General features: G+C 74.6%; 22 protein-coding genes. 12 read left to right on the forward strand and 10 right to left on the reverse strand.

Features of this window, described 5'->3' with window-relative positions; genetic code table 11:
• The first annotated feature begins 94 nt into the window (after positions 1-94).
• Positions 95-832: a sulfite exporter TauE/SafE family protein gene (locus WIS52_RS02025; protein ID WP_349296323.1), complete on the forward strand. Its 738-nt coding sequence runs from the start codon at positions 95-97 to the stop codon at positions 830-832.
• Positions 833-871: 39 nt separating this feature from the next.
• Here the strand turns inward: WIS52_RS02025 and WIS52_RS02030 are convergent, their stop codons facing one another.
• Both WIS52_RS02030 and WIS52_RS02035 read right to left on the reverse strand, forming a co-directional pair.
• Positions 872-2,944, reverse strand: coding sequence for a serine/threonine-protein kinase (locus tag WIS52_RS02030; protein ID WP_349296324.1), 2,073 nt, complete (start codon positions 2,942-2,944; stop codon positions 872-874).
• Between the two features lie 112 nt (positions 2,945-3,056).
• Entirely contained in the window at positions 3,057-3,626 is a 570-nt protein-coding gene (locus WIS52_RS02035) for a MarR family winged helix-turn-helix transcriptional regulator (protein WP_349296325.1), read from the reverse strand.
• Between the two features lie 206 nt (positions 3,627-3,832).
• Here WIS52_RS02035 and asnB point away from each other — a divergent pair, with 206 nt between their 5' ends.
• Complete coding sequence (gene asnB, locus WIS52_RS02040; protein WP_349296326.1) at positions 3,833-5,734, forward strand: asparagine synthase (glutamine-hydrolyzing); 1,902 nt, start codon at positions 3,833-3,835, stop codon at positions 5,732-5,734.
• Positions 5,735-5,778: 44 nt separating this feature from the next.
• Positions 5,779-6,609 carry a DUF427 domain-containing protein gene (locus WIS52_RS02045; protein ID WP_349296327.1) on the forward strand — a complete coding sequence of 277 codons (831 nt, stop codon included), beginning with the start codon at positions 5,779-5,781 and terminating at the stop codon, positions 6,607-6,609.
• A 47-nt stretch (positions 6,610-6,656) separates the two neighbouring features.
• Here the strand turns inward: WIS52_RS02045 and WIS52_RS02050 are convergent, their stop codons facing one another.
• Entirely contained in the window at positions 6,657-7,142 is a 486-nt protein-coding gene (locus WIS52_RS02050) for a MarR family winged helix-turn-helix transcriptional regulator (protein ID WP_349296328.1), read from the reverse strand.
• A gap of 85 nt (positions 7,143-7,227) precedes the next feature.
• Here WIS52_RS02050 and WIS52_RS02055 point away from each other — a divergent pair, with 85 nt between their 5' ends.
• Entirely contained in the window at positions 7,228-8,325 is a 1,098-nt protein-coding gene (locus WIS52_RS02055; protein ID WP_349296329.1) for a M20/M25/M40 family metallo-hydrolase, read from the forward strand.
• Here WIS52_RS02055 and coaA read toward each other — a convergent pair.
• Both coaA and WIS52_RS02065 read right to left on the reverse strand, forming a co-directional pair.
• Positions 8,297-9,226 (reverse strand): type I pantothenate kinase, encoded by a 930-nt coding sequence (gene coaA, locus WIS52_RS02060; RefSeq protein WP_349296776.1) that lies wholly within the window; start codon positions 9,224-9,226, stop codon positions 8,297-8,299. The two genes, WIS52_RS02055 and coaA, sit on opposite strands and share 29 nt — an antisense overlap.
• A 53-nt stretch (positions 9,227-9,279) precedes the next feature.
• Positions 9,280-10,065, reverse strand: coding sequence for an SDR family oxidoreductase (locus WIS52_RS02065; protein ID WP_349296330.1), 786 nt, complete (start codon positions 10,063-10,065; stop codon positions 9,280-9,282).
• A 154-nt stretch (positions 10,066-10,219) separates the two neighbouring features.
• On the opposite strand from WIS52_RS02065, the gene WIS52_RS02070 reads away from it, so the two are divergent.
• The 3 genes from WIS52_RS02070 (at position 10,220) to WIS52_RS02080 (ending at position 13,634) form a co-directional block, all read left to right on the forward strand.
• Positions 10,220-11,539 (forward strand): hemolysin family protein, encoded by a 1,320-nt coding sequence (locus WIS52_RS02070; protein WP_349296331.1) that lies wholly within the window; start codon positions 10,220-10,222, stop codon positions 11,537-11,539.
• Positions 11,536-12,588 (forward strand): hemolysin family protein, encoded by a 1,053-nt coding sequence (locus tag WIS52_RS02075; RefSeq protein ID WP_349296332.1) that lies wholly within the window; start codon positions 11,536-11,538, stop codon positions 12,586-12,588. Before WIS52_RS02070 ends, WIS52_RS02075 begins: the two co-directional genes overlap by 4 nt.
• A 170-nt stretch (positions 12,589-12,758) precedes the next feature.
• A complete protein-coding gene (locus WIS52_RS02080; RefSeq protein ID WP_349296333.1) occupies positions 12,759-13,634 on the forward strand; it encodes a 3-methyladenine DNA glycosylase in 876 nt (291 codons plus the stop codon).
• Positions 13,635-13,845: 211 nt separating this feature from the next.
• Here WIS52_RS02080 and WIS52_RS02085 read toward each other — a convergent pair whose 3' ends face one another.
• Together WIS52_RS02085 and WIS52_RS02090 are read right to left on the reverse strand one after the other, a co-directional pair.
• Positions 13,846-14,043, reverse strand: coding sequence for a hypothetical protein (locus WIS52_RS02085; protein ID WP_349296334.1), 198 nt, complete (start codon positions 14,041-14,043; stop codon positions 13,846-13,848).
• 538 nt (positions 14,044-14,581) lie between these two features.
• The gene (locus WIS52_RS02090; protein ID WP_349296335.1) at positions 14,582-16,426 is read right to left on the reverse strand and encodes an ABC-ATPase domain-containing protein; all 1,845 of its coding nucleotides are present in this window, start codon (positions 16,424-16,426) and stop codon (positions 14,582-14,584) included.
• A 155-nt stretch (positions 16,427-16,581) separates the two neighbouring features.
• On the opposite strand from WIS52_RS02090, the gene WIS52_RS02095 reads away from it, so the two are divergent.
• Complete coding sequence (locus tag WIS52_RS02095; protein WP_349296336.1) at positions 16,582-17,685, forward strand: DUF368 domain-containing protein; 1,104 nt, start codon at positions 16,582-16,584, stop codon at positions 17,683-17,685.
• Between the two features lie 78 nt (positions 17,686-17,763).
• Here the strand turns inward: WIS52_RS02095 and WIS52_RS02100 are convergent, their stop codons facing one another.
• A complete protein-coding gene (locus WIS52_RS02100) occupies positions 17,764-18,666 on the reverse strand; it encodes a helix-turn-helix transcriptional regulator (protein ID WP_349296337.1) in 903 nt (300 codons plus the stop codon).
• A 127-nt stretch (positions 18,667-18,793) separates the two neighbouring features.
• On the opposite strand from WIS52_RS02100, the gene WIS52_RS02105 reads away from it, so the two are divergent.
• Both WIS52_RS02105 and WIS52_RS02110 read left to right on the forward strand, forming a co-directional pair.
• Positions 18,794-19,780, forward strand: a complete 987-nt coding sequence (locus tag WIS52_RS02105; protein WP_349296338.1) for an aldo/keto reductase — start codon at positions 18,794-18,796, stop codon at positions 19,778-19,780.
• A gap of 32 nt (positions 19,781-19,812) precedes the next feature.
• Entirely contained in the window at positions 19,813-20,136 is a 324-nt protein-coding gene (locus WIS52_RS02110; RefSeq protein ID WP_349296339.1) for a histone-like nucleoid-structuring protein Lsr2, read from the forward strand.
• A gap of 23 nt (positions 20,137-20,159) precedes the next feature.
• Here WIS52_RS02110 and WIS52_RS02115 read toward each other — a convergent pair whose 3' ends face one another.
• Positions 20,160-21,539 carry an MFS transporter gene (locus tag WIS52_RS02115; protein WP_349296340.1) on the reverse strand — a complete coding sequence of 460 codons (1,380 nt, stop codon included), beginning with the start codon at positions 21,537-21,539 and terminating at the stop codon, positions 20,160-20,162.
• Between the two features lie 117 nt (positions 21,540-21,656).
• Positions 21,657-22,328, reverse strand: a complete 672-nt coding sequence (locus WIS52_RS02120; protein ID WP_349296341.1) for a TetR/AcrR family transcriptional regulator — start codon at positions 22,326-22,328, stop codon at positions 21,657-21,659.
• Between the two features lie 123 nt (positions 22,329-22,451).
• Here WIS52_RS02120 and WIS52_RS02125 point away from each other — a divergent pair, with 123 nt between their 5' ends.
• The gene (locus tag WIS52_RS02125) at positions 22,452-23,354 is read left to right on the forward strand and encodes a shikimate dehydrogenase (protein ID WP_349296342.1); all 903 of its coding nucleotides are present in this window, start codon (positions 22,452-22,454) and stop codon (positions 23,352-23,354) included.
• The gene (locus WIS52_RS02130; RefSeq protein ID WP_349296343.1) at positions 23,344-25,203 is read left to right on the forward strand and encodes a sugar phosphate isomerase/epimerase and 4-hydroxyphenylpyruvate domain-containing protein; all 1,860 of its coding nucleotides are present in this window, start codon (positions 23,344-23,346) and stop codon (positions 25,201-25,203) included. The genes WIS52_RS02125 and WIS52_RS02130 overlap by 11 nt, the downstream gene beginning before the upstream one ends.
• Positions 25,204-25,255 lie beyond the last annotated feature (52 nt).

A 25,255-nucleotide genomic window follows, 5' to 3' on the forward strand; every position in this document is an offset into this window, starting at 1 on the left:
CTGTGGTGTCGCTCGCGGGGACCGGACGGGCGAACGGCGTGCTCGGTAGGCTCACCGGCATCCTCCCCCCTCGCGCGCTCCCGCTCGTCCCCCGGTGACCGCCGCCCAGCTCCTGCTGCTGTTCGTGGCCGGTATCGCTGCGGGTCTGAGCGGTGCCGTGGCCGGTCTGGCCTCGCTGTTCTCCTACCCCGCGCTGCTGGCCGTCGGGCTGCCGGCGACGACGGCGAACGTCACCAACACCGTCTCCCTGCTCTTCCAGGGCGTCGGGGCGGTCGCCGGGTCGCGTCCCGAACTGGTGGGGGCGGGCCCGCAGGTCCGTCGCCTGGTCGGCCCGGCCCTGCTCGGCGGCGCGTGCGGCGCCGGGTTGCTGCTGCTGACCCCGGAGGGCGGCTTCGAACGGATCGTGCCGTTCCTCGTCGGCGCCGCGGCCGTCCTGCTGCTGCGCCCGCCACGGCCGACCGACACCGCGGGGCCGGGACGCCTGGTGCCGCTCGGGGTGTTCGGGGTCGGTGTCTACGGCGGCTACTTCGGCGCCGCGGCCGGGGTCGTCATGCTGGCGCTGCTCGCGTCCCTGCCCGGATCGACGCTGCTGCGCGCCAACGGACTGAAGAACGTCTTGACCTGGGCCGCGAACGCGGTCGCGGCACTCGGGTTCGCACTGTTCGGCGACGTCGTCTGGGTCGCGGTCCCGGCGCTGGCGCTCGGTCTGCTGATCGGCGGGCTGCTCGGCCCGGCGGTGGCCCGGCGGCTGCCCACCCGGGTCCTCCGCCTGGGCATCGCGCTGGCCGGCCTCGGCCTGGCGGTGCACCTGTTCGTCGACGCCTGGTTCTGACGCCTGGTCCTACGGACCCGGCCCGGGCGAGGAACGCGGTCAGCGGGTGTCGAGCATCGCGGTGACCGGCCCGTCGGCCCGGTAGCCCTGCCGCTGCAGCCAGGTGTCCAGCTTGGCCTGGATCGTGGCGAGCTCGGGGCGCTTGTGCGGCTCGGTGCGCATCGCCTGCTTGAGCAGCGACAGGTGCGCGGTCCGGGCGGGCAGGTGGGTCAGCTTCGCACCCGAGGCCGCCGCCCGGAGCCCGGCGACGGCGTCGCTCGCCTCACCGCGCGGCGGGTGCCCGCTGAGCGCGAACGACACCGCGGCCGCGAGCTGCCAGCCGTCCGACGCGGGGGACGCCGGCTTCCCCGCCGCCGCCTCCGGCGCGAGGTAGTCGGGGGTGCCGAGCACGTAGCCGGTCTGGGTCAGCGTCGAGTCGCCCTGCTTGCGGGCGATCCCGAAGTCGATCAGGTGCGGGTGCCCCTGCGGGTCGACGACGATGTTGCCCGGCTTGATGTCGCGGTGCAGCACCCCGCCGCGGTGCGCGGTGTCCAGCGCGCCCGCGATGCCGGTCCAGATGCGGGCGGCCGAGACGTCGTCGACGGTGCCGCGCTCGGCCACGAGCTGGCCCAGGGACATGCCGTCGACGTACTGCATGACGATGACCAGGCCGTCCATCCCCTGCAGCCCGGGGTCCGACGAGGCGTGCAGCAGGTCGTAGATCTCCACGCAGCACGGGTGCCGCATCGACCCGAGCGCGGCGGCCTCCCGCCGGATCCGCTCCTCGGTCTCGGGGTCCGCGGCGTGCGCGGACTTCACCGCGACGGTGTGTCCCAGCTTCGCGTCGTGCGCCAGCCAGACGCCGCCGAACCCACCGGCGCCGAGGCGTTTGAGCAGGCGGAACCGCGGCGCACGGCCGGGCACCGGGCCGCCGGGGACCGGGGCGATCGTCGTCGGGCGGCGGGGTGGACCGCCCGGCGGCGGGAGCGGCGGCGCGCCCGCGCGCATCGGGCCGGCGGCCGGGTGCGCGGCGGGGCCGGTCGGCGGCCGGCCGGGAGGTCCGGGTGGCCGTGCGCCCGAGGGCGGGCCACCGGCGTAGCCGGACGGCCCGGGCCCGAACCCGGCGTAGGGCGGGCCGCCGGTGCCCGGGGGCTGCTGCGGGTGGAACGTCGCGTAGGGCGCCACCGGCGCGCCCGCCCCGGACTGCGCGGCGGAGCGCTGCTCCTGCTCGTGCGGTGTCTCCCGGCGGGCGAACCGGTCGGCCAGCCGCTCGGCGACGCTCGGGGTCGCGGTGACGGCACTCGGCCGGGCCGCTCCGGCGCCGGTGCGACCGGCACGCGAGGACGACGACCCGTCGCCGGGCGACGACGGCGTGGACCGCGACGGCGGTGTGTCCCGCCCGGCCCGGATCCGTTCGATCGTCCGCTGGGAGGGCGGCGGCACCATCGGTACCAGGATCACGCCGAACAGACCGGCCGCGAGGATGCCGACCCACAGGTGCTCGGCGGTCCCGGACGGTACCGAGGCGGTCAGCACGATCAGCGCGAACAGCGGGAGCCAGAAGAACTTGGCGGGCCAGCGCGGCCCGCGACGGAGGGCGGTCCGCGCCTGCACCGCGACCAGCATGACGGCCAGCAGCGGCACCACGCCGAGCAGCACGATCGCGGTCACCGACCGGACGAGATCCCCCGAACCGATCGAGCCGCCGACGCTGCCGAGCCCGAGGTAGCTGCTCTGGGTACCGACCACCGAGCAGGTCGTGACCCGGATCGAGGCCGAGGTCTCGGCCGAGAGCCCGGGCACGGTCTCCCCCGCCGTGGCGACGGCGAAGACGCCGCCGGCGCCGTGGAACACGGCCAGCGGGAGCAGTCCCGCCGCGAGCAGGCCGATCCCGGCCAGGAGAACCGACTCGGCCGGGCCGTACCCGGACGCCGAGCCCGACCCGATGCGCCGCCGCAGCAGCGAGACCGTCACGGCACCGGCCGTCGGGATCAGACCCGTCAGGACACCGAGCGCGGTGACCGACCAGGCCCAGTCCCCGGGACACACGTCCGGGACGCCGAGGCCGCGGATGCGGTCCAGCATCCCGGCGACGAGCGCCACCCACGCCTCCACGGCCGTCCCACCCCCCATGCCGGTCCGTGTCCCGGGGCCGTGACCCCGGGCGTCCCCCCACTATCGCATCACCGGGGTGGCGGACCGTGCGGCCACCGTCCGTGCGCGCGGTGGCGGGGAGGCAGATCTTCTAGCGCAGGAACAGGTCGAGGTCGGTGTTGAACCGGTCGAGCAGCCCGGCGAGGGCGTCGCGGTCCGACTCCGGCCAGTGCGCGATCACCTCGCGGAGCGGGGTGAGCCGGGCGGCGCGGACCTGCTCGCGGGCGGCCATGCCGGCGGGGGTGAGCTCGACGCTGACCGAGCGCGGGTCACGCTCGTGCGGGGAGACGTCGACCAGTCCGGCGCGGGACAGCCGGGACACCTGGCGGCTGGCGGTGGGCTTGCTGACCCCGAGCTTCCCGGTGAGCGCGGTGAGCGAGAGCGCACCCTCCTCGTCGAGCAGCATCAGCACCGGGTAGGTGTAGCGGTCCACGGCGTCGTTCGTGCCGTAGCCGTGCGACCACACCGACTCCATCGTCCGGCGGACGAGCAGCGTCATCTGCTTCTCGAGCGACTGCAGTGAGTCCTCGTCGCTGCGGGGTCCGGCCGCGGCGGTCCCGTGGGGAGTGTCACCGGGGGAGTCGCGTTCGGCCGTGGCGACACCGCCACCGGCGGCCGAAGTCGCCTCGTCGTCAATCGGGCCAATCGGACGTTCCGTCATGTTTCGCATGCTACACGCGTTGCGCATCGCAACATTGGGGATCGCAATCACGTAAGCGGATCGAAAGATTGAGATCGACACGATCGACACCGCTGGGCCGTTCGGAGGCTCGACGCTCGGCCGATCGCCTCGCGCTGTTGCGCGGCGCACTCGTTAGCGTTGCAATCGAACAGGGAGGGCATCGAGCGGGACCGGAGGACCGAACCGTGTGCGGCATCTGCGGCTGGATCGACTTCCGTCACGACCTGGGGGCCGACGAGCACGCCGGCACCCTGGCCGCGATGAACCGGACGATGGCCTGCCGGGGCCCGGACCAGGAGGGCATCTGGGCCGCCGGGCCGGTGGCCCTGTGCCACCGGCGCCTCGCCGTCATCGACATCGAGGGCGGGCGGCAGCCGATGCATCTCGACGACGACGGTGCACCGCCGCTGCACCTGGTCTACTCCGGCGAGACCTACGACTTCCGCGAGCTGCGCGACGAGCTGACGGCCGCCGGGCACCGCTTCCGGACGGCCAGCGACACCGAGGTCGTCCTGCGGGCGCACCGCGAGTGGGGCCGGCGCGACCCGCGGGGGGTCCCCCGCCGGCTGAACGGCATGTTCGCCTATGCGCTCTGGGACACCGCGGCCGAGGAGCTCGTCCTGGTCCGGGACCGGCTCGGGATCAAGCCGCTCTACTACTCCCCCACCCCGGACGGCGTGCTGTTCGGCTCCGAGCCGAAGGCGATCCTCGCCCACCCGCTGGCCGACCGGACCGTCGACGGCGACGGGCTGCGCCGGCTGCTGTCGTTCGTCGCCGACCCGGCGCACGTGGTATTCCGCGGGATGCGCGAGGTCCCCCCGGGGCATGTGGTGCGGGTCGGCCGGCACGGCTGCCGGGAGGAGCGCTACTGGCGGCTCACCGAGACCGCGCACACCGACGACCTGGACAGCACCGTCGCGCACGTCCGCGCGCTGCTGGAGGACACCACCCGGCGTCAGCTCTACGCCGACGTCCCGCTCTGCACCCTGCTCTCCGGCGGGCTGGACTCCTCGGCGCTGACTGCGCTGGCCGCGAAGAACATCGGGACCGACGGCGGTACGGCGACCGGGCCGGTCCGCTCGTTCGCGGTCGACTTCGCCGGCTACACCGACCACTTCACCGCCGACGACGTGCGCGGCACGCCGGACGCGCCGTACGTGCACGAGGTGGCGCGGTGGGTGGGTACCGAGCACCGCGACGTCGTGCTGCGGACCGAGGACATGATGGACCCCGCGGTGCGCCGGGCCACCCTGCACGCCCGGGACCTCCCGACCGGGATCGGCGACCTGGACACCTCGCTGTACCTGCTGTTCCGGGCCCTGCGGTCCGAGTCGACGGTGGCGCTCTCCGGGGAGTCGGCGGACGAGGTGTTCGGCGGGTACCGCGACTTCCACGACGCCGGCACCGTCGCCGCGGACACGTTCCCGTGGCTGGCGGGACGGATGCTGAACCGCGACCCGCACGACCCCGGCCTGCTGCGGCGGTCGGTCTGGGAGTCCCTGGACGTGCCCGGCCACGTCGACGACCTGTACCGGGCCGCGCTCGCCGAGGTGCCCGAGCTCACCGGGCCGGCCGCCGACGACCCGCACGAGCGGCGGATGCGCGAGATCTGCTTCCTCTACCTGACCCGGTTCCTGCCGAACCTCCTCGACCGCAAGGACCGGATGAGCATGGCCGTCGGGCTCGAGGTGCGGGTGCCGTTCTGCGACCACCGCCTGGTCTCCTACGTCTTCGGGACGCCATGGGCGTTCAAGACGTCCGACGGGCGGGAGAAGTCGCTGCTGCGGGCCGCGACGCGCGACCTGCTGCCGGATTCGGTGGTGCAGCGGGTGAAGAGCCCCTACCCGTCGACCCAGGACGCCGGCTACGAGAAGGCGCTGCGCGAGCAGGTGGCCGGCATCCTCGACGAGGGCGACGACGCGCCGGTCGCGCCGCTGGTCGACCGCGCCGCGATCAGTGCCCGCCTGGACGCCGGCGACTCCGGGATCGACCCGGCGCCGGCCGGGATGGCACGGCGGATGGAGCTGGAACGCATCGTCGACCTGGACACCTGGATCCGGGACTACGACGTCGCACTCTCCGTGTAGAGCTCTCCGTGTAGAACGGGAGGGGTAGACCGGAGGGGGTCACGATGGGTCTCACCCGCGCCGACGGGCCGCTGTCGCCGTACGCACCGAAGACGGTCAACTACGCGATCGACGGTCCCGCGCACAAGCTGTTGCTGCAGCCGTTCCCGCGCCGGGTCCGGGCCGAGTTCGCCGGCCGGACGGTGCTCGACACCCGGCGGGGGATGCTGCTGCACGAGTCGAACCTGCTGCCCGTGCTCTACGTCCCCGAGGAGGATCTCGACGCCTCGGTGCTGGTCCCGACCGGGCACAGCACGCACTGCCCGTTCAAGGGCGACGCCGCCTACCGCTCGCTGCGGGTCGCGGACCGGACCGCGGAGAACGCCGTCTGGCACTACCCCGAGCCGATCGGGACCGCGGACTGGCTGCGCGGGCTCGCGTCGGTCTACTGGGGCGCCGCCGACGCCTGGTACGACGAGGACGAGCAGGTCTTCGCCCACCTCACCGACCCCTACACCCGGGTCGACGTCCGGCCGACGCACCGGCACGTCGTCGTCACCCACACCGCCCCGGACGGCACCGCGACGGTGCTCGCCGAGTCCCGCGAGCCGTGGGTGCTGTCCGAGACCGGGCTGCCGAACCGCTGGTACCTGCCGGCGGCCGACGTGGCCGTCGCGCTGTCGCCGTCGGACACCCGGACGCGCTGCCCCTACAAGGGCGAGGCGTCCTACTCGCACGCCGACCTGCCGGACGGGACCCGGCTGGCGGACGCGTTCTGGCACTACCCGGACCCGCTCCCGGAGTCGACCCGGGTCGCGGGCCTGCACTGCACGGCGGGCGGGACGGGCGACGACGGGTCCGCGATCACCGTCACGGTGGACGGCGAACCGGCCTGACCCGCGGCCGGGTGGTTCCGTCGCCCTGGTCCAGCTCCGGTCCGGTCCTAGTCCTCGTCCGGGACGAGGAGCGCCTCGAGCGCCGGCAGCGCGGCGACCAGCGCGGTGCGCTGCTCCCCGGTCAGCCGGTCGAGCCGCCGCGCCACGAGCGCGGTGCGCTCGTTGCGGACCTCGCGCAGCTTGTCCCGGCCCGCGGCGGAGACGCTGACGAGCACGCCGCGGGCGTCGCCCGGGTCGGGCGCGCGCTCCACCATGCCCTGGTCGTCCAGCGCGGACAGCACGCGGGACATCGTCGGGGCGGTGACACCCTCCCGCCGGGCCAGGTCGGAGAGCCGCAGCGGACCGTGCTGCTCCACGGTCACCAGGGTCGAGAGTTGCAGCGGCGGCAGCGACTCGCTCCCGTCGATCCGGATGCGGCGGTTGAGCCGCCCGACCGCGAGCCGCAGCCGTGCCGCGACGTCGTCGTCCACCGTCTCGACCCGACCGGCCACGGCCTGCCCGTTCCCGGGAGAGCCGCCGGAGTTCCCGCTCATCTCCACATCCTGCCAAACGATCGGCGACCATCGGCACCGCCCGGGGTGCGTGTCACTCCGGACACCCGAGACGAAGGAGACATCCGTGACCGATCCCGTGCAGCTGGCCGGCCGCCTGGTCGCGTGCGACACCCGCGGCGGGGGTGAGCGGGCCGCCGCCGACCTGCTCGCCGACCTGCTCGACGACGCCGGTTTCGCGGTGACCCTGACCGAGCCGGAGCAGGGCCGCGCGAACCTGGTCGCCCGTCGCGGCCCCGGACGCGCACCCACGACGCTGACCGGCCACCTCGACACGGTGCCCGCCGACCCGGCCGGCTGGTCGTTCGACCCGCACGCCGGGGACGTGGTCGACGGGCGGCTGCGCGGACGCGGGTCCACCGACATGAAGGCCGGGGTCGCCGCGCTGACGGTGGCCGCGCTGCGCAGCGACCCCGGCGTCGACCTGCAGCTGGTGTTCACCGCCGGCGAGGAGACCGGCTGCGAGGGTGCCCGGGTGCTGTCCGGGCTGGAGCCCTCACCGCTGCTGCTGGTCGCGGAGCCGACCGCGAACCGGGTGCTGCACGGGCACAAGGGCGTGCTGTGGCTGAGGCTGGTGCAGGCCGGGACGAGCGCGCACGGCTCGCGACCGGACCTGGGCGACAACGCCCTCGTCGCGCTCGGCCGGGTCGCCGCCGCGCTGCACGACCACCCCGGCTGGCCGGTGACCGCCACGCACGGACCCGCCACCTGCAACCCCGGGGTGCTGCGCGCCGGGACGCAGCCGAACCTGGTGCCCGACCGGGCCGAGCTCGAGCTGGACCTGCGCCTGGTGCCCGGGTTCGACGCGGCCGCGGCCCGCGCCGAGGTCGAACGCGTCGCCGGGGAGGTGCTGGCCGGGCACCGGTCGGTCCCCGAGATCGGGACGCTGATCGACCTCCCGGCCGTGCACACCGACCCTGCAGACCCGCGGGCGTCGCGGGTCGCGGCGGCGCTCGGCCACACCGGGGACCCCGCGTTCGCGTCCTACTTCACCGACGCGTCGGTGCTCGCGCGGATGCTGGGTGACTGCGCGGTCCTGGTCTACGGCCCCGGGGACCCGGAGCTCGCCCACGTCACCGACGAGACCTGCTCGGCGGCCCGCATCTCCGAGTGCGCCGACCGGGTCACCGAGGCGCTCAGAGCTTCCGCAGCCGCACCCGCGTGACGTTGTGGTCGCTGCCCTTGGTCAGCACCAGGCTCGCCCGGGACCGGGTGGGCAGGATGTTCTGCTCCAGGTTCGGCGCGTTGATCGAGGCCCAGATCGTCTCCGCTCGGGCGACGGCGGCGTCGTGGTCGAGCTCGGCGTAGCGCCGGAAGTAGGACTTCGGGTCCCGGAACGCGGTCTCGCGCAGCCGCAGGAACCGCTCGACGTACCAGCGCCGGACGTCGGCGGTCGCGGCGTCGACGTAGACCGAGAAGTCGATGAAGTCGGACACGGTCAGCGCCCCGGCGACCGCGGGCTGCAGCACGTTCAGCCCCTCGACGATCAGGATGTCCGGGCTGCGGACCACCAGCTGCTCGTCGGGGACGATGTCGTAGACCAGGTGCGAGTAGACCGGCGCGGTCACCTCCGGCCGCCCGCCCTTGATCTCGGAGACGAAGCGCAGCAGCTTGCGCCGGTCGTAGGCCTCCGGGAAGCCCTTGCGCTCCATCAGCCCCCGCCGCGCCAGCTCGGCGTTCGGGTACAGGAACCCGTCGGTGGTGACGAGCTGGACGTTCGGGTGCTCCGGCGAGCGGGCCAGCAGCAGCCTCAGCAGCCGCGCGGTGGTCGACTTGCCGACCGACACCGACCCGGCGATCCCGATCACGAACGGGGTCCGGGCGCTGGCGGCGCCGAGGAAGCGCCGGTAGGCGCGGTAGAGCCGGCCACCCTCCTCGACGTGCAGGTTCAGCAGACGGGACAGCGGCAGGTACACCTCGCGAACCTCGTCGAGGTCCACGAAGTCGCCGAAGGACCGCAGCTGGTCGAGCTCCTGCGCGGTCAGCGGCACCCGGGTCGAGGACGCCAGCTGGGACCACGACCGCCGGTCGAAGTCGACGAACGGCGACGCGCTGCCCCGGGCCAGCGCCGACGGCCCCCGGCTGCCGTACGGCGGCACCCCGGGCAGCGGTGCCGCGCTCACTGCTCCACCGAGGTCACGGCGTACTCCACGACCTGCGCCGGCGAGCCCATGACGTGCAGCACCGCGTCGGCGACGACGGCCGGGTCCAGCCCGACCGTCTCCAGCCGCTCGGTGTAGCGCTCCCGCAGCTCGCCGTCGGGCCAGCCGTCGACGATCCCGGTCCGCACGAAACCGGGTGCGACCGTCGTGACCCGCACCCCGTCGGGCGCCAGCTCCATCCGCAGCCCGTCGGAGACCGCGTGCACCGCGTGCTTGCTGGCCGCGTACACCGCCCCGGCCGCGCCGGGCACCCGTCGGCCCGACATCGAGGACACGTTCACCACGGCCGGGTCCCGGTCCGAGGCACGCAGGTGCGGTGCCGCGGCGCGGGTCACCACCAGCAGCGCGACGACGTTGAGCGCGAACATGTCCCGCCACTGGGCGGGGGTGGTCGGCTCCTCCCCCACGACCGGGCCGCCGTGGAACACCCCGGCCGCGTTCACCAGGGCGTCGAGCCCGCCGAGCGCCGCGGCGGCCCGCTCGACGGCCGCGCCGGCGGCGTCGTCGTCGGTGATGTCGGCGGGTACGGCCACCGCACCCGGCAGCTCGGCGGCCAGCTCGGCGAGCCGGTCGGCGCGGCGGGCCAGCAGCGCCACCCGGGCGCCGCGGGCGGCCAGGGCACGCGCCGTCGACTCGCCGATGCCGGCCGATGCGCCCGTCACGAGGACCCGGCGGCCGGCCAGCGGCTCGGCGTCCGGTTCGCGGCCCGGGGTCGCGGACGGGGGCGTCGTCGCCGTGGTCATGGCTCGCAACCTAGTCCCCGACCGGGCCGCACACCCCGTGAGATCTCTCGCAGCGGCCGTTCCCGGCGGGCGGGATCCCGGCCGCGGCGTATCGTCGTGCAGCGTTGCGAGCTGCACCTGACCTGCCCGTACCGCCGCCGGGAGTGACCACCGCGTGACCGTCCTGCTGTCCGTGCTCGGCCTGCTCGCGGTCGTCGCGCTGACCCTGGGCACGGCCGTGTCGGTGGCGTCCGAGTTCTCGCTGACCGCGCTGGAGCGCAGCCGGATCGACGCCGCGGTGGCGCACCGCGACGACCGCCGCACCCGCGCGGTGCAGCGGGCGCACGGCACGCTGTCGTTCCAGCTCTCGGGCTGCCAGCTCGGCATCACCGTCACCACGCTGGCCACCGGCTACATCGCCGAGCCGGCGATCGCCGCGCTGATCCGTCCCGTCCTCGAGACGGTCGGCCTGCCCGGCGGCTGGGCGTCCGGGACGGCGACGGTGCTCTCGCTGGTCGTCGCGACCGCGCTGTCGATGGTGTTCGGCGAGCTCGTGCCCAAGAACCTCGCGATCACGCACCCGCTCGGGACCGCGCGGGCGGTGGTGTGGCTGCAGGCGGGGTTCGCGTCGGTCTTCCGGTTCCTGATCCACGCGCTGAACGGTTCGGCGAACGCGATCGTGCGCCGGCTCGGCGTCGAACCGGCCGAGGAGCTGCGTTCGGCCCGGTCGCCGCACGAGCTGAGCTCACTGGTCCGGGCGAGCGCCGAGAGCGGCAGCCTCGACGCCGGCACCGCGGCCCTGCTGGAGCGGTCGCTGCGGTTCACCGACCGGGTCGCCGAGGACCTGATGACCCCGCGGGTGCGGGTCGCGACGATCGACGCCGCCGACTCGGTGGCCGACCTCGTCGCGCTCGCGCGGTCCACCGGGCTGTCCCGGTTCCCGGTCGTCGACGGGGACCCGGACGTGCCGCTGGGCATCGCGCACGTCAAGCAGGCGTTCTCGGTCCCGGCGGCGGAGCGTCGCCGTACCCGGGTGCGGGAGCTGGCCCGGCCGGTGGAGACCGTGCCGTCCTCACTGGACGGTGACGCCCTCATGGTCCGGCTGCGGGCGGCCGGGCTGCAGACCGCCGTCGTCGTCGACGAGTACGGCGGCACCGCCGGCCTGGTGACGATGGAGGACCTGATCGAGGAGATCGTCGGAGACGTCCGCGACGAGCACGACCGCGGCGAGCCCGACCCGGTCCGCCCGCTCGGCCAGGGAGTGTGGGCGCTGTCCGGGCTGATGCGCACCGACGAGGTCGCCGAGGCGACCGGCTTCCGGATGCCCCGCGGGGAGTACGAGACGCTCGCCGGCCTGGTGGTCGCGGAGCTGGGCCGGATCCCGGACGTCGGTGACGACCTGGCCGTCGACGGCTGGGCGCTGACCGTGCTGCGCCGGGACCGGAACCGGGTCGCCGAGGTGCGCCTGGCCCGGGCGCGGGAGGTGTCCACGTGACCGGGGACCTGCTCGCGCTGCTCGCCGCCGTGGCGCTGCTCGGCGCGAACGCGTTCTTCGTCGGGGCCGAGTTCGCGCTGATCTCGGCGCGCAAGGACCGGCTGGAGGCGATGGCCGACGCCGGGTCGGCCGGCGCCCGGACGGTGCTGGGCGCCTCGCACGACCTGTCCCGGATGCTCGCGGCCTCCCAGCTGGGCATCACGATCGCCTCGCTGCTGCTGGGCCGGCTCGGCGAGCCCGCCGTCGCGCACCTGATCGACGGCCCGCTCACCGCGGTCGGGATCCCCGAGGCGCTGGCCTACCCGATCGCGTTCGCCGTCTCGCTGGCGCTGGTGGTCGTCGCGCACATGCTGCTCGGCGAGATGGTGCCGAAGAACATCGCGATCGCCGGGCCGGAACGCGCCGCGATCCTGCTGGTCCCGCCGTTCCTGGTGTGGACGGCGGTGGCCCGACCGTTCATCGACCTGTTCAACCTGATGGCCAACGCGACACTGCGGCTGGCCGGTGTGACCCCGCGCGACGAGCTGGAGACCGCCTTCACCTCCGGCGAGCTGTCCGAGATGATCGACGACTCGCGCCGCGAGGGCCTGCTCGACGACGACGAGTCCTCCCGGATCGCGCGCACCCTGACCTCGGCCGAGTCCACGGTCGCCGACGTGATGGTGGCCCTCGACGACCTGGTGTGCCTGAACCCGGCGCCGACGGTGGGGGCGTTGACCGCCGCCGTCGAGAGCACCGGCTACTCCCGTTTCCCGGTCCGTGGCGACGGCGGCCGGCTGACCGGCTACCTGCACCTCAAGGACGTGCTCGACCTCGCCGACGCCGGGTCGGCCCCGATCCCGCCGCAGCGGATCCGCGGCCTGCCGGCCGTGCCGGTCGCAGCCCGGCTCGACGAGGCGATGTCGGCGTTGCGTGAGGCGCGGGCGCACCTGGGGCGGGCGGTGGACCGTACGGGGACGACGGTCGGGGTGGTGACCCTGGAGGACCTGACCGAGGCGTTCGTCGGGACCGTGCGGGACATCACCCACGCACCGGACGCTCCGGACTGACCCGCCATCGTCACCTCGCAGACCTCCTCCCGAGGTCACAGCCGGCACGGCACCTGCGAGGTCCCGTCCTCCCCTGCGAGGACCTCTCTGCGAGGTCACGGATCGACGTCACGCCGGCTCCGGCGCGAGGGCCTGGCCGGCTCCGCGCGGCGGCGACGTACGGTCGGGGCGTGACCGTCGCGACCCTCGTCGTCCTGGACCCCGGTGCTCGCCGGGCGCGGGCGGCGACGCACCTGGAGCGGGTGCGGGCGTGGACCGGGCCGCACCGCGAGCGTCGCCGGCATGGTGAGCCGCATCCCGTGTGGGACTTCCTGTTCACCTACTACTCGCACCGCCCGGCGCAGCTGGAGCGCTGGGACCCGGGCCCCGGGGTGCTGATGCCCGGGGCCGAGGAGTTCCTCGACCGCCCCGGGTACCGGCAGGGCGACGGCGGCGTGCGTCTCGAGCCGGCCGCGCTGCCCGAGCGGTTCCGGACGACTGCGGGGTTCGTGCACCGCCTGCTCACCGCCACCCGGGGCCGGGCCCCGCGGCTGGGCTGTTTCGGCCTGCACGAGTGGGCGATGGTCTACCGGACCGAGCAGCCCCGGCACGCCGCGGTGCCGTTGCGGCTGGGGACGACCGGCACCGACGCCGTCGTGGAGTCGATGCGGATCACCTGCACCCACCACGACGCCTACCGGTTCTTCACCGACGCCGCCGCGCCCCGCAACACGGTCTCCCCCACCCGGGAGACGCAGCTCGACCTGGAGCAGCCGGGCTGCCTGCACGCGACGATGGACCTCTACAAGTGGGCCTACAAGCTGGCCCCGGCCGTGCCGTCGGAGCTGGTGGCGGACTGCTTCGCCCTCGCCGCCGACGTCCGCGAGCTGGACATGCGGGCGAGCCCCTACGACCTGTCCGGGCACGGGTTCGCGCCGGTGCGGATCGAGACCCCGGATGGCCGCGCCGAGTACGTCCGCGCCCAAGCGGCCTTCGCCGCGCGCGCCACCCCGCTCCGGGACCGCCTGATCGACCTCGCCGCCCAGCTGCGCGACGCCGGCCGCTGACCCGCACCCCCCGCGTCGGCCCGCACCCCGGCGACCTCGCACCCCGGCACCGTTCCCGCACCCCTCCAGTGTTCCCGCACCGACTCGAGTCCGTGCGCGGTCGCCACGCAGGGTGCGAGGTACGAGGTGCGAGGCCGTGCCGGGGCGACGGCCACGGGTCGCCGCGCCCTCTCGGAGCGCGGCGTGTCCGGCGCCGCACTGTCCGGGCCCCTCAGCTCCCGACGAGCTCGTCCAGCACGCCGTTGCGGGCGGAGGCGACCAGGTCGGCGAACTGGTCGGTGCTCATCTGCACCCGCTGCCCGAAGTCGTCGGTGATCACGATGCGCTTCTCCGGCGCGGCGCTGTCGTCGACGTAGAGCTCGGGGCAGCCGCAGTTGCAGCTGCCGCAGAAGGTGGCGATGTGACGCACGCGGAGACTCCTGAGTTCGGGCGAGGTGCGGGCGGACGCCGGCACTGCCGAGACAGTCGCCCCGCCGGCCCGGCGGGTTCCCGCGATCACCCGATCGACACCGTCCAGGGCCCACACACCGCCCGGCCCGCGGCGGCGGTGCAGATGTACGCGCGTCGATCGTGAGTCCGCGCGTGTCAGGACGCGCGTTCCCCTGACCGCCGCGCGCCTGCCGGATCAGCGCGCGGTCGCGTGATCACCGGGTCAGGAGGGCCGTGGCCCCGGTCCGAGTCACCTGATCGAGCGAGCGATGGTACGCACCGTAGTCGGACATACGCGGCGGAGTAAGGCATACGCACCCGTCGGGGTGATCGACGCACACGGGTCCACCTGCGTGAGCGGATCGGTGCCCGTCCGGCCGACGACGCGTCCCGGCGACCACCGGAGACGGCGCGGCACGAGTCGCCGGCAGCCGGGCGGGCGGAGCCCACGCCGGCGACCGGCGGAATCAGGCGCCGCCGGCGGTCGGGCGGAATGGGGCTCCGGCGGCCGGCCGGGATCACACGTTGCCGGCGGCCGGACCGGAGTTCCCGGCGTCCGTGCCCGGCGTCGCCTGCGGGGCGCGGTGCCCCGTCACCCGGGCGGCGCGCAACCGGTTCAGCGCCGCCGCGACCTCGTGCCGGCGCGGGACGGCGAAGTCGGACAGCGACCCGTGCGCGATCGCCGCCGCTCCCCCGCGCTCCAGCTCGGCGTCGAGCCGGTCGAGGGCTTCGGCGAGCGTCAGGCCCTCCAGCGCGCCGGTCCGGGCCAGGTGCGCCAGCGCGAGGCCGACGCCGGTGGTCTGTGCGGGGTCCGCCAGCTGGGCGACGGCGGAGAGGTCGATGTCGTCGCCGCCGAAGGTGAGCCGCGACCGGCCGCGGGCGGTGACCTTCCGGCGTCCGCGCACCTCCGGGTCGACGCTGCGCGGGTCGAACACCCGGTGCCCGAACTCCGGGAACCCGGAGTCCGCCGGGCCTGCCTGATCCGGTGTGCGCGAGGCGATCTCGTGCGCCCGCGCGGTGATCTCGGAGACCCGGTAGTCCTGCAGCAGGATCACCGTGTCCGCACGGCCCAGGTAGTCCCCCGACCCGCCCATCACCAGCACCGTCGACACCCCGCGCTGCGCGTGCAGCGGCCGGACCCGGTCGACGAAGGGCACCAGCGGCTCGGCCTCGATCAGCTCCCGCATCCGCGCGTCGCGGATCATCACGTTCGTCGCCGAGGTGTCCTCGTCGATGAGCAGCACGTCCGCACCGGACTCGAGCGCCTCCACGGTGGACGCGGCCTGCGAGGTCGAGCCGGACGCCGACTCGGTCGAGAAGTCGCCGGTCGGCCTGCCCGAGGGCAGGTCCGAGACGAAGGCGCGCACGTCCACCCGCTGCACCCCGCGCTCGTCCTCGGCCCGGATCGACACCGCGTCCCGCCGGGCCACGACGAGCTCGCGGCCATCGCCGGGCACGTGGTCGTGCACGCCGGTCTCCAGCGCGCGGAGCAGGGTGGACTTGCCGTGGTAACCACCACCGACGATCAGCGTGACACCCTCCGGGACGCCCATCCCCGTCACCTCGCCCCGGTTCGGCACCGGCAGCGTGACCCGCAGCGACTCCGGTGCCGCGAAGGGGACGGCGTCGCGCAGCGGCCTGTCGTCCACTCCGGACGCGCGGGGCAGCACGGCGCCGTCCGGGACGAACGCGACCAGGCCGCGGTCACGCAGGCCGTCGCGCAGTGCGCCGGCGTCCTCGACGGTCCGGACGAACTCGTCCGCGGCCACGACGTCGGCGACCGCCCAGCGCAACGACTCGCGGACCGCGGCCGGGAGCGCCTCGGTCAGGGTGTGCGCGGCCGCCGCGCCGGCGATCCGGCGGCCGTGCCCGGGAAAGGGCGCGGCCAGCTCCACGACGACCGCCCCGGCGTCGTCACCCTCCCGCACGATCCGGATCGCGCTGCGCTCCAGCACCTCCTGGCCGCCGGCGTCCACCTGCACGGGGGTGTCGCGCAACGCCCGGCGCAGCGCGCGCAGCAGGAACCCGCCGAGCGCCCGGGCCCGGACCGGGGTGCGGTACAGCTCGGCCGGCAGACCGGCCGTGCCGTCGGGAACGGTCACCCGCACCCGCGACGGCGGCGCGAACGGGTCCGACTGCACCTTCCGGATCTCGAGCTCGAACCCCTCCATCGCCCAGCGCCCGGCGAGGCTCTTGTAGCGGCCGTAGCTCGCGCCGTCCATCCCGCGCAGGCGGGACTCCAGCTCGCGGGCGTCGCCCTGGATCCCGGACGGCGGCGGCCCCTCGTCGCGGCGCGGTCCCGTACCGCGACGGGGCGGACCGCCGGAGCGGCTGCCGGGGCGGGAACGGTGCGGGCGGGTCATGCAGGAACCTTCCGGTGGGGAGTCGTCCACCGTAGGTACCCGCGCCGGCGCCACCGACGCATCCTCGGGCCCGGCGTCGCGTTCTCCGGCCGGCATCGGCGCCGGGATCACCCGAGCGGTGGGTTCCCCGACGTCGCTCGGTAGGCTCCCGGGTCGTGTTGTCGCGAATGTCGGGAGTGAACGTCGCGCGCGGCGCGGCCATCGGCGTCGTCGAGACCATCCCCGGTGTCAGCGGCGGGACGATGGCGCTCGTCGTCGGGATCTACGAGCGGCTGATCGCCCAGGGCGGTCACCTGGTCGGGGCGGTCCGCGCGCTGCTGCCCGGCAAGGGCGACGCCCGCCCGCGCGAGGAGCTCCGGCGCCTGGACTGGGGGCTGCTGGCGCCGGTGGCCATCGGCATGGTGCTCGCGGTCGGCCTGGCCTCCCGCGTCCTGCCGGACCTCATCGAGAACCACCCGGTCGGCTCGCGCGCGGTGTTCTTCGGGATGGTGGCGGCCTCGGTCATCGTCCCGCTGCGGGTGACCGGGATGCTGCGCGGTGTCCGTGAGTGGGCGCTCGTGGTGGGCGGCTTCGCCCTGACCTACTTCGTCTCGAGCCTCCCGCCGGCCGCCGGCGACGGTCGCCCGCCGCTCTGGCTGGTCGGCATCGCGGCCGCGATCGCGATCTGCGCCCTGGTGCTGCCCGGCTTCTCCGGCTCGTTCCTGCTGCTGGTGTTCGGGCTCTACGAGCCGACCCTGCGCGCGGTCGCCGAGTTCGACCTCGCCTACATCGCGGTGTTCGGGCTCGGAGCGGTGATCGGCCTCGGCTCGTTCGTCTCGCTGCTGCAGTGGCTGCTCGAGCACCACCGCCGCACCCTCATGGTGCTCATGGCCGGGGTGCTGCTCGGTGCGCTGCGCGCGCTCTGGCCCTGGCAGGACGACGCCCGCGGTGTCCTCGCACCCGACCCCGGCTGGGCGATGATGCTGATCCCCGCACTGCTGGGTGCCGGCCTGGTGATCGGGATCGCGCTGCTGGAGCGCCGGCTGGTGGCCGACGGAGGCAATGACAGCGGCAACGGCGGTGACGACGACCGGGGGGCTCCCGCGGCTCCCGGCGCCGCGGACGTCGAGATGACCCGTCCGTTCACCGGCCCGGCCCCCTCGGCCGCTCCGATGCTGAGCGCCGACAACGACATGACCCGCCCCCTGCCGCGGGTACAGCCCGGCCCGCCCCCGGCCCACGGGCACCAGCCGCCGCCGCGCCGTCCGGACGGCCGCTGATCCGGGAACGACCCCTGCGACGACGGGGCCGGTGCGCGATCGCGCACCGGCCCCGTTCGCGTCTGCGGGTACGTCCGGTCAGAGTGGCGGGATCGCGTGGCTCGGTTCCGCCGACCCGCCGGACGTGGTCGCCACCCAGTTCGCGAGCAGGGCGATCGCGTCGTGCGACGGGGTGCCCGGCGCGGGGCTGTAGGCGGTGAGCACCAGGCCGTCGTCGGCCGCGAGCTCCATCGTCTCGAACTCGAGTTCGAGGTCACCGACCACGGGGTGGTGGAAGGTCTTGATCCCGGTCCGGTGCAGGCGGACGTCGTGGCGTGCCCAGCGGGTGCGGAACGCCTCGCTGCGGGTGGACAGCTCGCCGACGAGATCGGACAGGTCCCGGTCGAACGGGTCGCGACCGGCCTCGGTACGCAGGAGCGCGACCGAGGTGTCCGCGGCCGCCTCCCACGCCGGGTAGAGATCGACGGCCCGGGGATCGAGGAAGCAGAACCGGGCGAGGTTCGCGGGCTTCGACAGATCGGGGTGCAGCGGATCGGGGAAGAGCGGGGCGTACAGGGCGTAGCCGAGGGGGTTGGCGACGAGGACGTCGAGCCGGCGGTTGCGCACCAGCGCGGGGACGTCGGTGATCGCCTCGACGATCCGCCTGGTCACCGGCCGGACGGCACGGACGGCGCGGCGCCGGGGCCGGGCCGGGGTGTTCGCGGCGCGGCAGAGGTCGAACAGGTGTGCCCGCTCGGCGTCGTCGAGCTGCAGCGCACGCGCGATCGCGTCGAGAACGCCCTCGGAGACGCCGCTGAGCCGGCCCCGTTCGAGCTGCGTGTAGTAGTCGATGCTCACCCCGGCCAGGGTGGCGACCTCCTGGCGGCGCAGGCCCGGAACCCGCCGCCGGCCGGGGTCGTGAACCGGCAGGCCGGCCCGCTCCGGGCTGATCTTGGCGCGGCGCGAGGTCAGGAACCGGCTGACGTCGTCGCGGTTGTCCATGCCCGGCGACGCTACGCGACCGGGGCAGGCCGAGGGGGGTGCCGACAGCCCCTGGGTCAGCGGCCACTGCCGGCGGACCGCGTGCCGATGTTGCATGGGGCGCAGATCGACGAGGAAGGGAGTCTGCGTGCACACCAGAACGCTCGGTCAGGGGTTGGACGTCTCGGCGGTCGGCCTGGGCGCCATGGGCATGTCCCAGAGCTACGGCCCCAACCCCGGCAGCCGCACCGACATGATCGGGGTCCTGCGGGCCGCGGTCGAACGCGGAGTCACGTTCGTCGACACGGCCGAGGTGTACGGCCCCTACGTCAACGAGGAACTGGTCGGTGAGGCGCTGCGCCCGGTCCGCGAGCAGGTCGTGATCGCGACCAAGTTCGGCTGGGACATCCGCGACGGGGCCATGGCCGGCCTCGACAGCAGCCCCGAACAGATCCGCCGGGTCGCCGACGGCTCGCTGCAACGCCTCGGGATCGAGACGATCGATCTGTTCTACCAGCACCGCGTCGACCCCGACGTGCCGATCGAGGAGGTCGCGGGCGCCGTCGGCGAGCTGGTCGCGGCGGGGAAGGTCCGTCATTTGGGCCTCTCCGAAGCCGGCGCGGCGACCATCCGGCGCGCCCACGCCGCCTTCCCCGTCACCGCGGTGCAGAGCGAGTACTCGATCTGGACGCGCGATCCGGAACCCGAGGTCCTCCCCACCTGCGCCGAGCTCGGCATCGGATTCGTGCCGTTCAGCCCGCTCGGCAAGGGGTTCCTCACCGGCACGGTCGGATCGGACACGACCTTCTCGGAGGGCGACATCCGCACGAGGATCCCGCGGTTCAGCGAGGACAACCGCACGGCCAACCAGGTGCTGGTCGACCACGTCCGCGCGCTCGCCGACGAGCGCGGAGCGACCCCGGGCCAGATCGCACTGGCCTGGCTGCTCGGCCGCCACCCGTGGATCGTGCCCATCCCCGGAACGCGCCGGCTCGAGCGGGTCGAGGAGAACATCGGCGCCACCCGCGTCGCGCTCTCCGCCGACGACGTCGCCGGTCTCGACGCCGTCGTCGACCGGGCCGGCGTCGCCGGGAACCGGTACAACGACGCCGGGATGAGCATGGTCGGCCGCTAGCCGTCGATCGTTCTTCGGAGAGTGACGCCCCCGTGGCCCTGCTCCACACCGTCCGCCTCGTCGACGACCTCACCGGGGAGGAGGCCGACGAGACCGTGTCCTTCGCCCTCGACGGCCGACACTTCGAGATCGACCTCAGTCGCAATCATGCTGCGCGACTGCGCGACTCACTCGCTCCGTTCGTCGGCTCGGCGCGACGCGGCGCGCCCCGCGGGACCGCCGCGCCGTCGTCGAGCCGCCGGCACGATCACGGTGTCCGGGCCTGGGCCCGCCGCAACGGCTTCGTCGTCTCGGACCGCGGACGCATTCCCGCCGAGGTCGTCACCGCCTACCGGAACAGCCCTCGCGCACCGTGATCCCGGACCGCGAGAGACACGTCCTAGGCCCCGGCCCGTACGGTCCTCGGCTCCCGGTCCTGCACGACCTCGATCTCCTCCAGGGTCAGGTGCGCGGTCTCCCGGGCGCTGTAGGCCGACGCCGCGGCGACCGCGCAGATCACCGCACCGAAGACCGCCACCGGCAGCCAGCCCGCGGCGGAGTCCCCGGCCAGCGCGGTGGCGATGGTGGGCGCGAAGCCGCCGAGCGCGAACCCGATCTGGGTCCCGACGGCCATTCCGGTCAGCCGCACCTTCGCCGGGAACATCTCGCCGTAGAGGGACGGCCAGACACCGTTGGCGGCGCTGTAGACCACCCCGGAGAGCAGGATGCCGGTGGCGAAGATCAGCACCAGGTCCCCGGTCGAGACCGCCCAGAGGTAGGCGGCCAGCGCGACCGCGCTGCCCAGCGCGCCGGAGATGAACACCGGGCGGCGGCCGATCCGGTCGGCCAGCGTCGCGAAGGCCGGGATCGCCGCGAGCGCGACGACGTTGGCGCAGACGACCACCCACAGCATCGTCGAGCGCTCCAGGCCGACGGTGTTCACCGCGAACGACAGCGCGAACACGGTCATCAGGGTGCTCACCGATGCGACCGTCGCGGCGAGGGTGACCCGCAGCAGGTTCGGCCAGTGCCCGCGCAGCAGTGCGGCGAGGGGCAGTTGGTCGCGCTTCGAGGGCGTGGGCCCGGCGGGCTCGGCGATCTCGGCCTCGAACACCGGGGTCTCGTGCAGCGTGCGGCGGATGACGACGCCTGCGATCAGCACGAGCACGCTGGCCCAGAACGGCACTCGCCAGCCCCAGCTCAGCAGCGCCTCCTCGGGCAGCAGCGCGACCGGCAGGAACACCGCGGTGGCCAGGATCTGACCGCCCTGGGTGCCGGACAGCGTGAAGCTGGTGAAGAACGCCCGCCGGTGCTGCGGCGAGTGCTCCAGCGTCATCGAGTTCGCCCCGGCCTGCTCACCGCCCGCGGACAGCCCCTGCAGAAGCCGGCACGTCACCAGCAGCGCCGGCGCCAGCGCCCCGACCTGGTCGTAGGTGGGGAGGAAGCCGATGGCCAGGGTGGCGAAGCCCATCAGCAGCAGGGTCGCGACCAGGACCTTCTTGCGGCCGAGGCGGTCCCCGATGTGCCCGAACAACACCGCGCCCAGCGGCCGGGCCACGTACCCGAAGCCGAACGTGGCCAGCGCGAGCAGGGTGCCGGCGACCGGGCTGGAGTCCGGGAAGAACACCCGGTTGAACACCAGGGCCGCCGCCGTGCCGTAGATGAAGAAGTCGTAGTACTCCAGGGCGCTGCCGACCCAGGCGGCCGCGGCGGCCCGTGTCGGCTGGGCCGTCGGAGGGAGTTCGCCCGCCGCGGGGGCGGGTGACGGAGTGGGACTCACCGGGTCCTCCAGGCGTGTGCGTCGTTGCAGGCACGGCGCGCAGGCCTACGCGCTTTGTACCGTCTGGTTACGTACCGGATGGTGAGTTGTTGCGCGCAGCGTTGTCAAGAGGAGGGGTCAGACCCGGCCCACGTGCGCGGTGAGGTACTCGACGACCAGGTCGCCGACCATCCGCCGGTAGTGCGCGCGGCGCCCGGGGTCGAGCAGGTCGCGGCCGAAGATCGCCGAGAAGGTGTGCCGGTTGGACAGCCGGAACACACAGAACGAACTGATCAGCATGTGCACGTCGAGGGCGTCGACGTCGTCGCGGAACAGTCCGCAGCGCCGGCCGCGGTCGAGGATCCCCCCGAGCACGTCGACCGCGGGGCCGGCCAGCCCGGGCAGCACCGGCGAGGTCCGCAGGTGCTCGGCCTCGTGGATGTTCTCGATCGCGACCAGCCGCAGGAACTCCGGGTGCGCCTCGTGATGGTCGAAGGTCAGCTCCGCGAGGGCACGCACGGCGCGCGCGGGGTCGAGGTGGGACACCTCGAGGTCCCGCTCCAGGGCCCGGATCCCGACGTAGGCACGTTCCAGCACGGCCAGGTACAGACCCTGCTTGGAGCCGAAGTAGTAGTAGAGCATCCGCTTGGTGGTGCGGGTCCGCGCGGCGATCTCGTCGACCCGGGCCCCGGCCAGCCCGCGGGCGGCGAACTCCGCGGTCGCGGTGTCGAGGATCTCCGCCTTCGTCCGCTCCGGGTCGCGCTGCCGCTCCGGGTCGCGCTGGCCCGTCTCCTCCGGAACCGCCGTCACTCCGCCGACCTCCTCGTACCCGGGTACCTCCCGAACCTACTGCCGCGGGTGACCCGACCCCTGGTGCCGCGCCCGAACTGTCCGGTACAACTAACCGTACGGTACAAACACTGAGGAGGAATGGTGCAGAGCAGCATCGAGACCGCCGTCCTGCGGACGGGGTTGATCGGGGCCGGGATCGGTCCGTCCCTGTCCCCCGCCCTGCACGAGCGGGAGGCCGTCGCGCTCGGGATGGCGCTGCGCTACCTGCGCTGGGACCTCGCCGAGCTCGGCGCCGGGCCCGCCGACGTCGGCGACCTGCTCGCCCGCGCCCGCGTCGAGGGCTACCTCGGCCTCAACGTCACCCATCCCTGCAAACAGCTGGTCCTCGGCCACCTCGACACGCTCGCGCCCGACGCCGCGGCGATCGGCGCCGTCAACACCGTCGTGATCGGACCGGACGGCACGCTGACCGGCCACAACACCGACTGGACCGGGTTCGGCGACGGCCTGCGCGAGGGCCTCCCGGGCGCGTCACTGGAGAACGTCGTGCTGCTCGGCGCGGGCGGGGCGGGGGCGGCCGCCGGGTACGCGCTGGCCCGGAGGGGCGTGCGGGAGCTGCACGTGGTCGACGTCGACGCCGCCCGTGCCACCGCGCTGGCGACGACCCTGACCCCGCACCTGGCCCCCGGCGCGACTGCCACCGGGCATCCCCGCCCGGCGCTCGACGGGCTGGTCACGCGCGCCGGCGGGCTGGTCCACGCCACCCCGGTCGGCATGGCCGAGCACCCCGGCATGCCGTTCGACGCCGGCCTGCTGGCGGGCCGGCCCTGGGTCGCCGAGATCGTCTACCGGCCGCTGGACACCGCGTTGCTGCAGGCCGCCCGCGCGGCGGGGTGCCGGACCGTCGACGGCGGCCGGATGGCCGTGCACCAGGCCGCCGAGGCGTTCCGGCTGTTCACCGGCCGCGTCCCGGACACCGCACGTATGCTCGCGCACCTGGCGGAGATGATCACCGCCGAGGAGGGAACCGGTCGTGTCGCCTGAGCTGCCGCGCCTGTCGCTGGCCACCGTCTGCGTGTCCGGCACGCTGGAGGACAAGCTGGAGGCGATCGCGACCGCCGGCTTCGACGGCGTCGAGATCTTCGCCCCGGATCTCGTCGCCGACCCGCTGTCACCGGCCGGGATCGGCGATCGTTGCCGCGACCTGGGCCTGTCGGTCGACCTCTACCAGCCGCTGCGCGACATCGACTCGACCGACCCGGAGCGGTTCGCGGCCAACCTGCGCCGCGCGGACGCCGCGTTCGAGGTGATGGCCGGGCTCGGCGCGGACACCGTGCTCGTCTGCTCGTCGGTCTCCCCCGACGCCGTCGGCGACCCCGACCGGCTCGCCGGGCAGCTGCACACCCTGGCCGGCCGGGCACACGAGCGCGGCATGCGGATCGCCTACGAGGCGCTCGCCTGGGGCCGGCACGTCGACACCTGGGACGCGTCCTGGCGCGCGGTGCGCGACGCCGACCACCCGGCGCTGGGCCTGTGCCTGGACTCGTTCCACGTGCTGGCCCGCGGCTCCGACCCGGCCCCGATCGCCACCGAGGTGCCCGGCGAGAAGCTGTTCTTCCTCCAGCTCGCCGACGCCCGCGAGCTGTCCATGGACGTGCTGAGCTGGAGCCGCCACCACCGGCTGTTCCCCGGCCAGGGCGGGTTCGACCTGCCGGCGTTCCTCGCCCCGGTGCTCGCCGCCGGCTACACCGGGCCGTTGTCGCTCGAGGTGTTCAACGACGTCTTCCGGCAGGCCGACCCGATCCGGACCGCCGTCGACGCCCGCCGGTCGCTGCTCGCGCTCGCCGAGGAGGCCGCCGCCCGCGGCGCCGGCACCGACCCGGTCGGCACCACGCCGCCCGCGCCGACCGGCACCGCGTTCGTCGAGCTGGCGGCCGGGCCCGAGCTCGGCCGGGTGCTGCGCGCGCTCGGGTTCAGCCGGACCGGGGTGCATCGGACCAAGCAGGTCGAACGCTACGAGCAGGGCGACGCCCGGGTGCTGGTCAACGCGGCCGGCGCGGACGGCAGCGCGATCGCCGCGATCGCCGTCGAGTCCCCGGATCCGGCCGCCTCGGCGCGGCGGGCGGCCCGGCTCTGCGCCCCACCGCTGCCCCGCACGACCGGCCCCGGCGAGGCCGACCTCGCCGAGATCGCCGCCCCGGACGGGACCTCGGTGTTCTTCTGCCGCACCGACGGCGGCACCGGGACCGACGGCTCCGGCCCGGTCTGGTCGCACGACTTCGTCGCCACCGACGAGCCGCGCGCGGCCGGCACCGGGATCACCGGGATCGACCACCTCGGTCTCACCCAGCCCTACGACGCCTTCGACGAGGCCGTCCTGTTCCACCACTCGGTGCTCGGCCTGGCCCCGATCGCCGACGGCGAGTTCGCCGCGCCGTTCGGCCTGGTCCGCAGCCGCGCCGTGGCCGACGAGGCCCGGCGGGTCCGGATCGCGCTGACGGTCTCCCTGTTGCGCCGAGGTGAGTGGAGCCCCGCGGTGGCCGACCCGCAGTACGTCGCGCTCGCCACCGACGACGTCCTGGCCACCGCCGCCGCCGCCCGGGACGCCGGGGTGCCTCTGCTGCCGGTCCCGGCGAACTACCACGACGACCTGGCCGCCCGCCTCGAGCTGCCCGCCGAGCTGATCGCGACCTACCGCGAGCTGGGCGTGCTGCACGAGCGCGACGAGCACGGTGAGTTCCTGCAGGTCTGCACCGAGCTGCTCGGCGGACGGCTGTTCCTGAGCCTGGTGCAGCGCACCGGCGGACACGACGGTCACGGCTGGGCCGACGCCCCGGTCCGGATGGCCGCCCACCGCCGTTCCCGGATCGGCCGCGCGGCGGTCCCGGTCTGATCACGGATCCGGAGCGGATCCGGTCAGGGACGGCCGCAATCGCGCCGAGATC

This window comes from Pseudonocardia nematodicida, from assembly GCF_040105385.1.
Lineage (GTDB): Bacteria > Actinomycetota > Actinomycetes > Mycobacteriales > Pseudonocardiaceae > Pseudonocardia > Pseudonocardia nematodicida.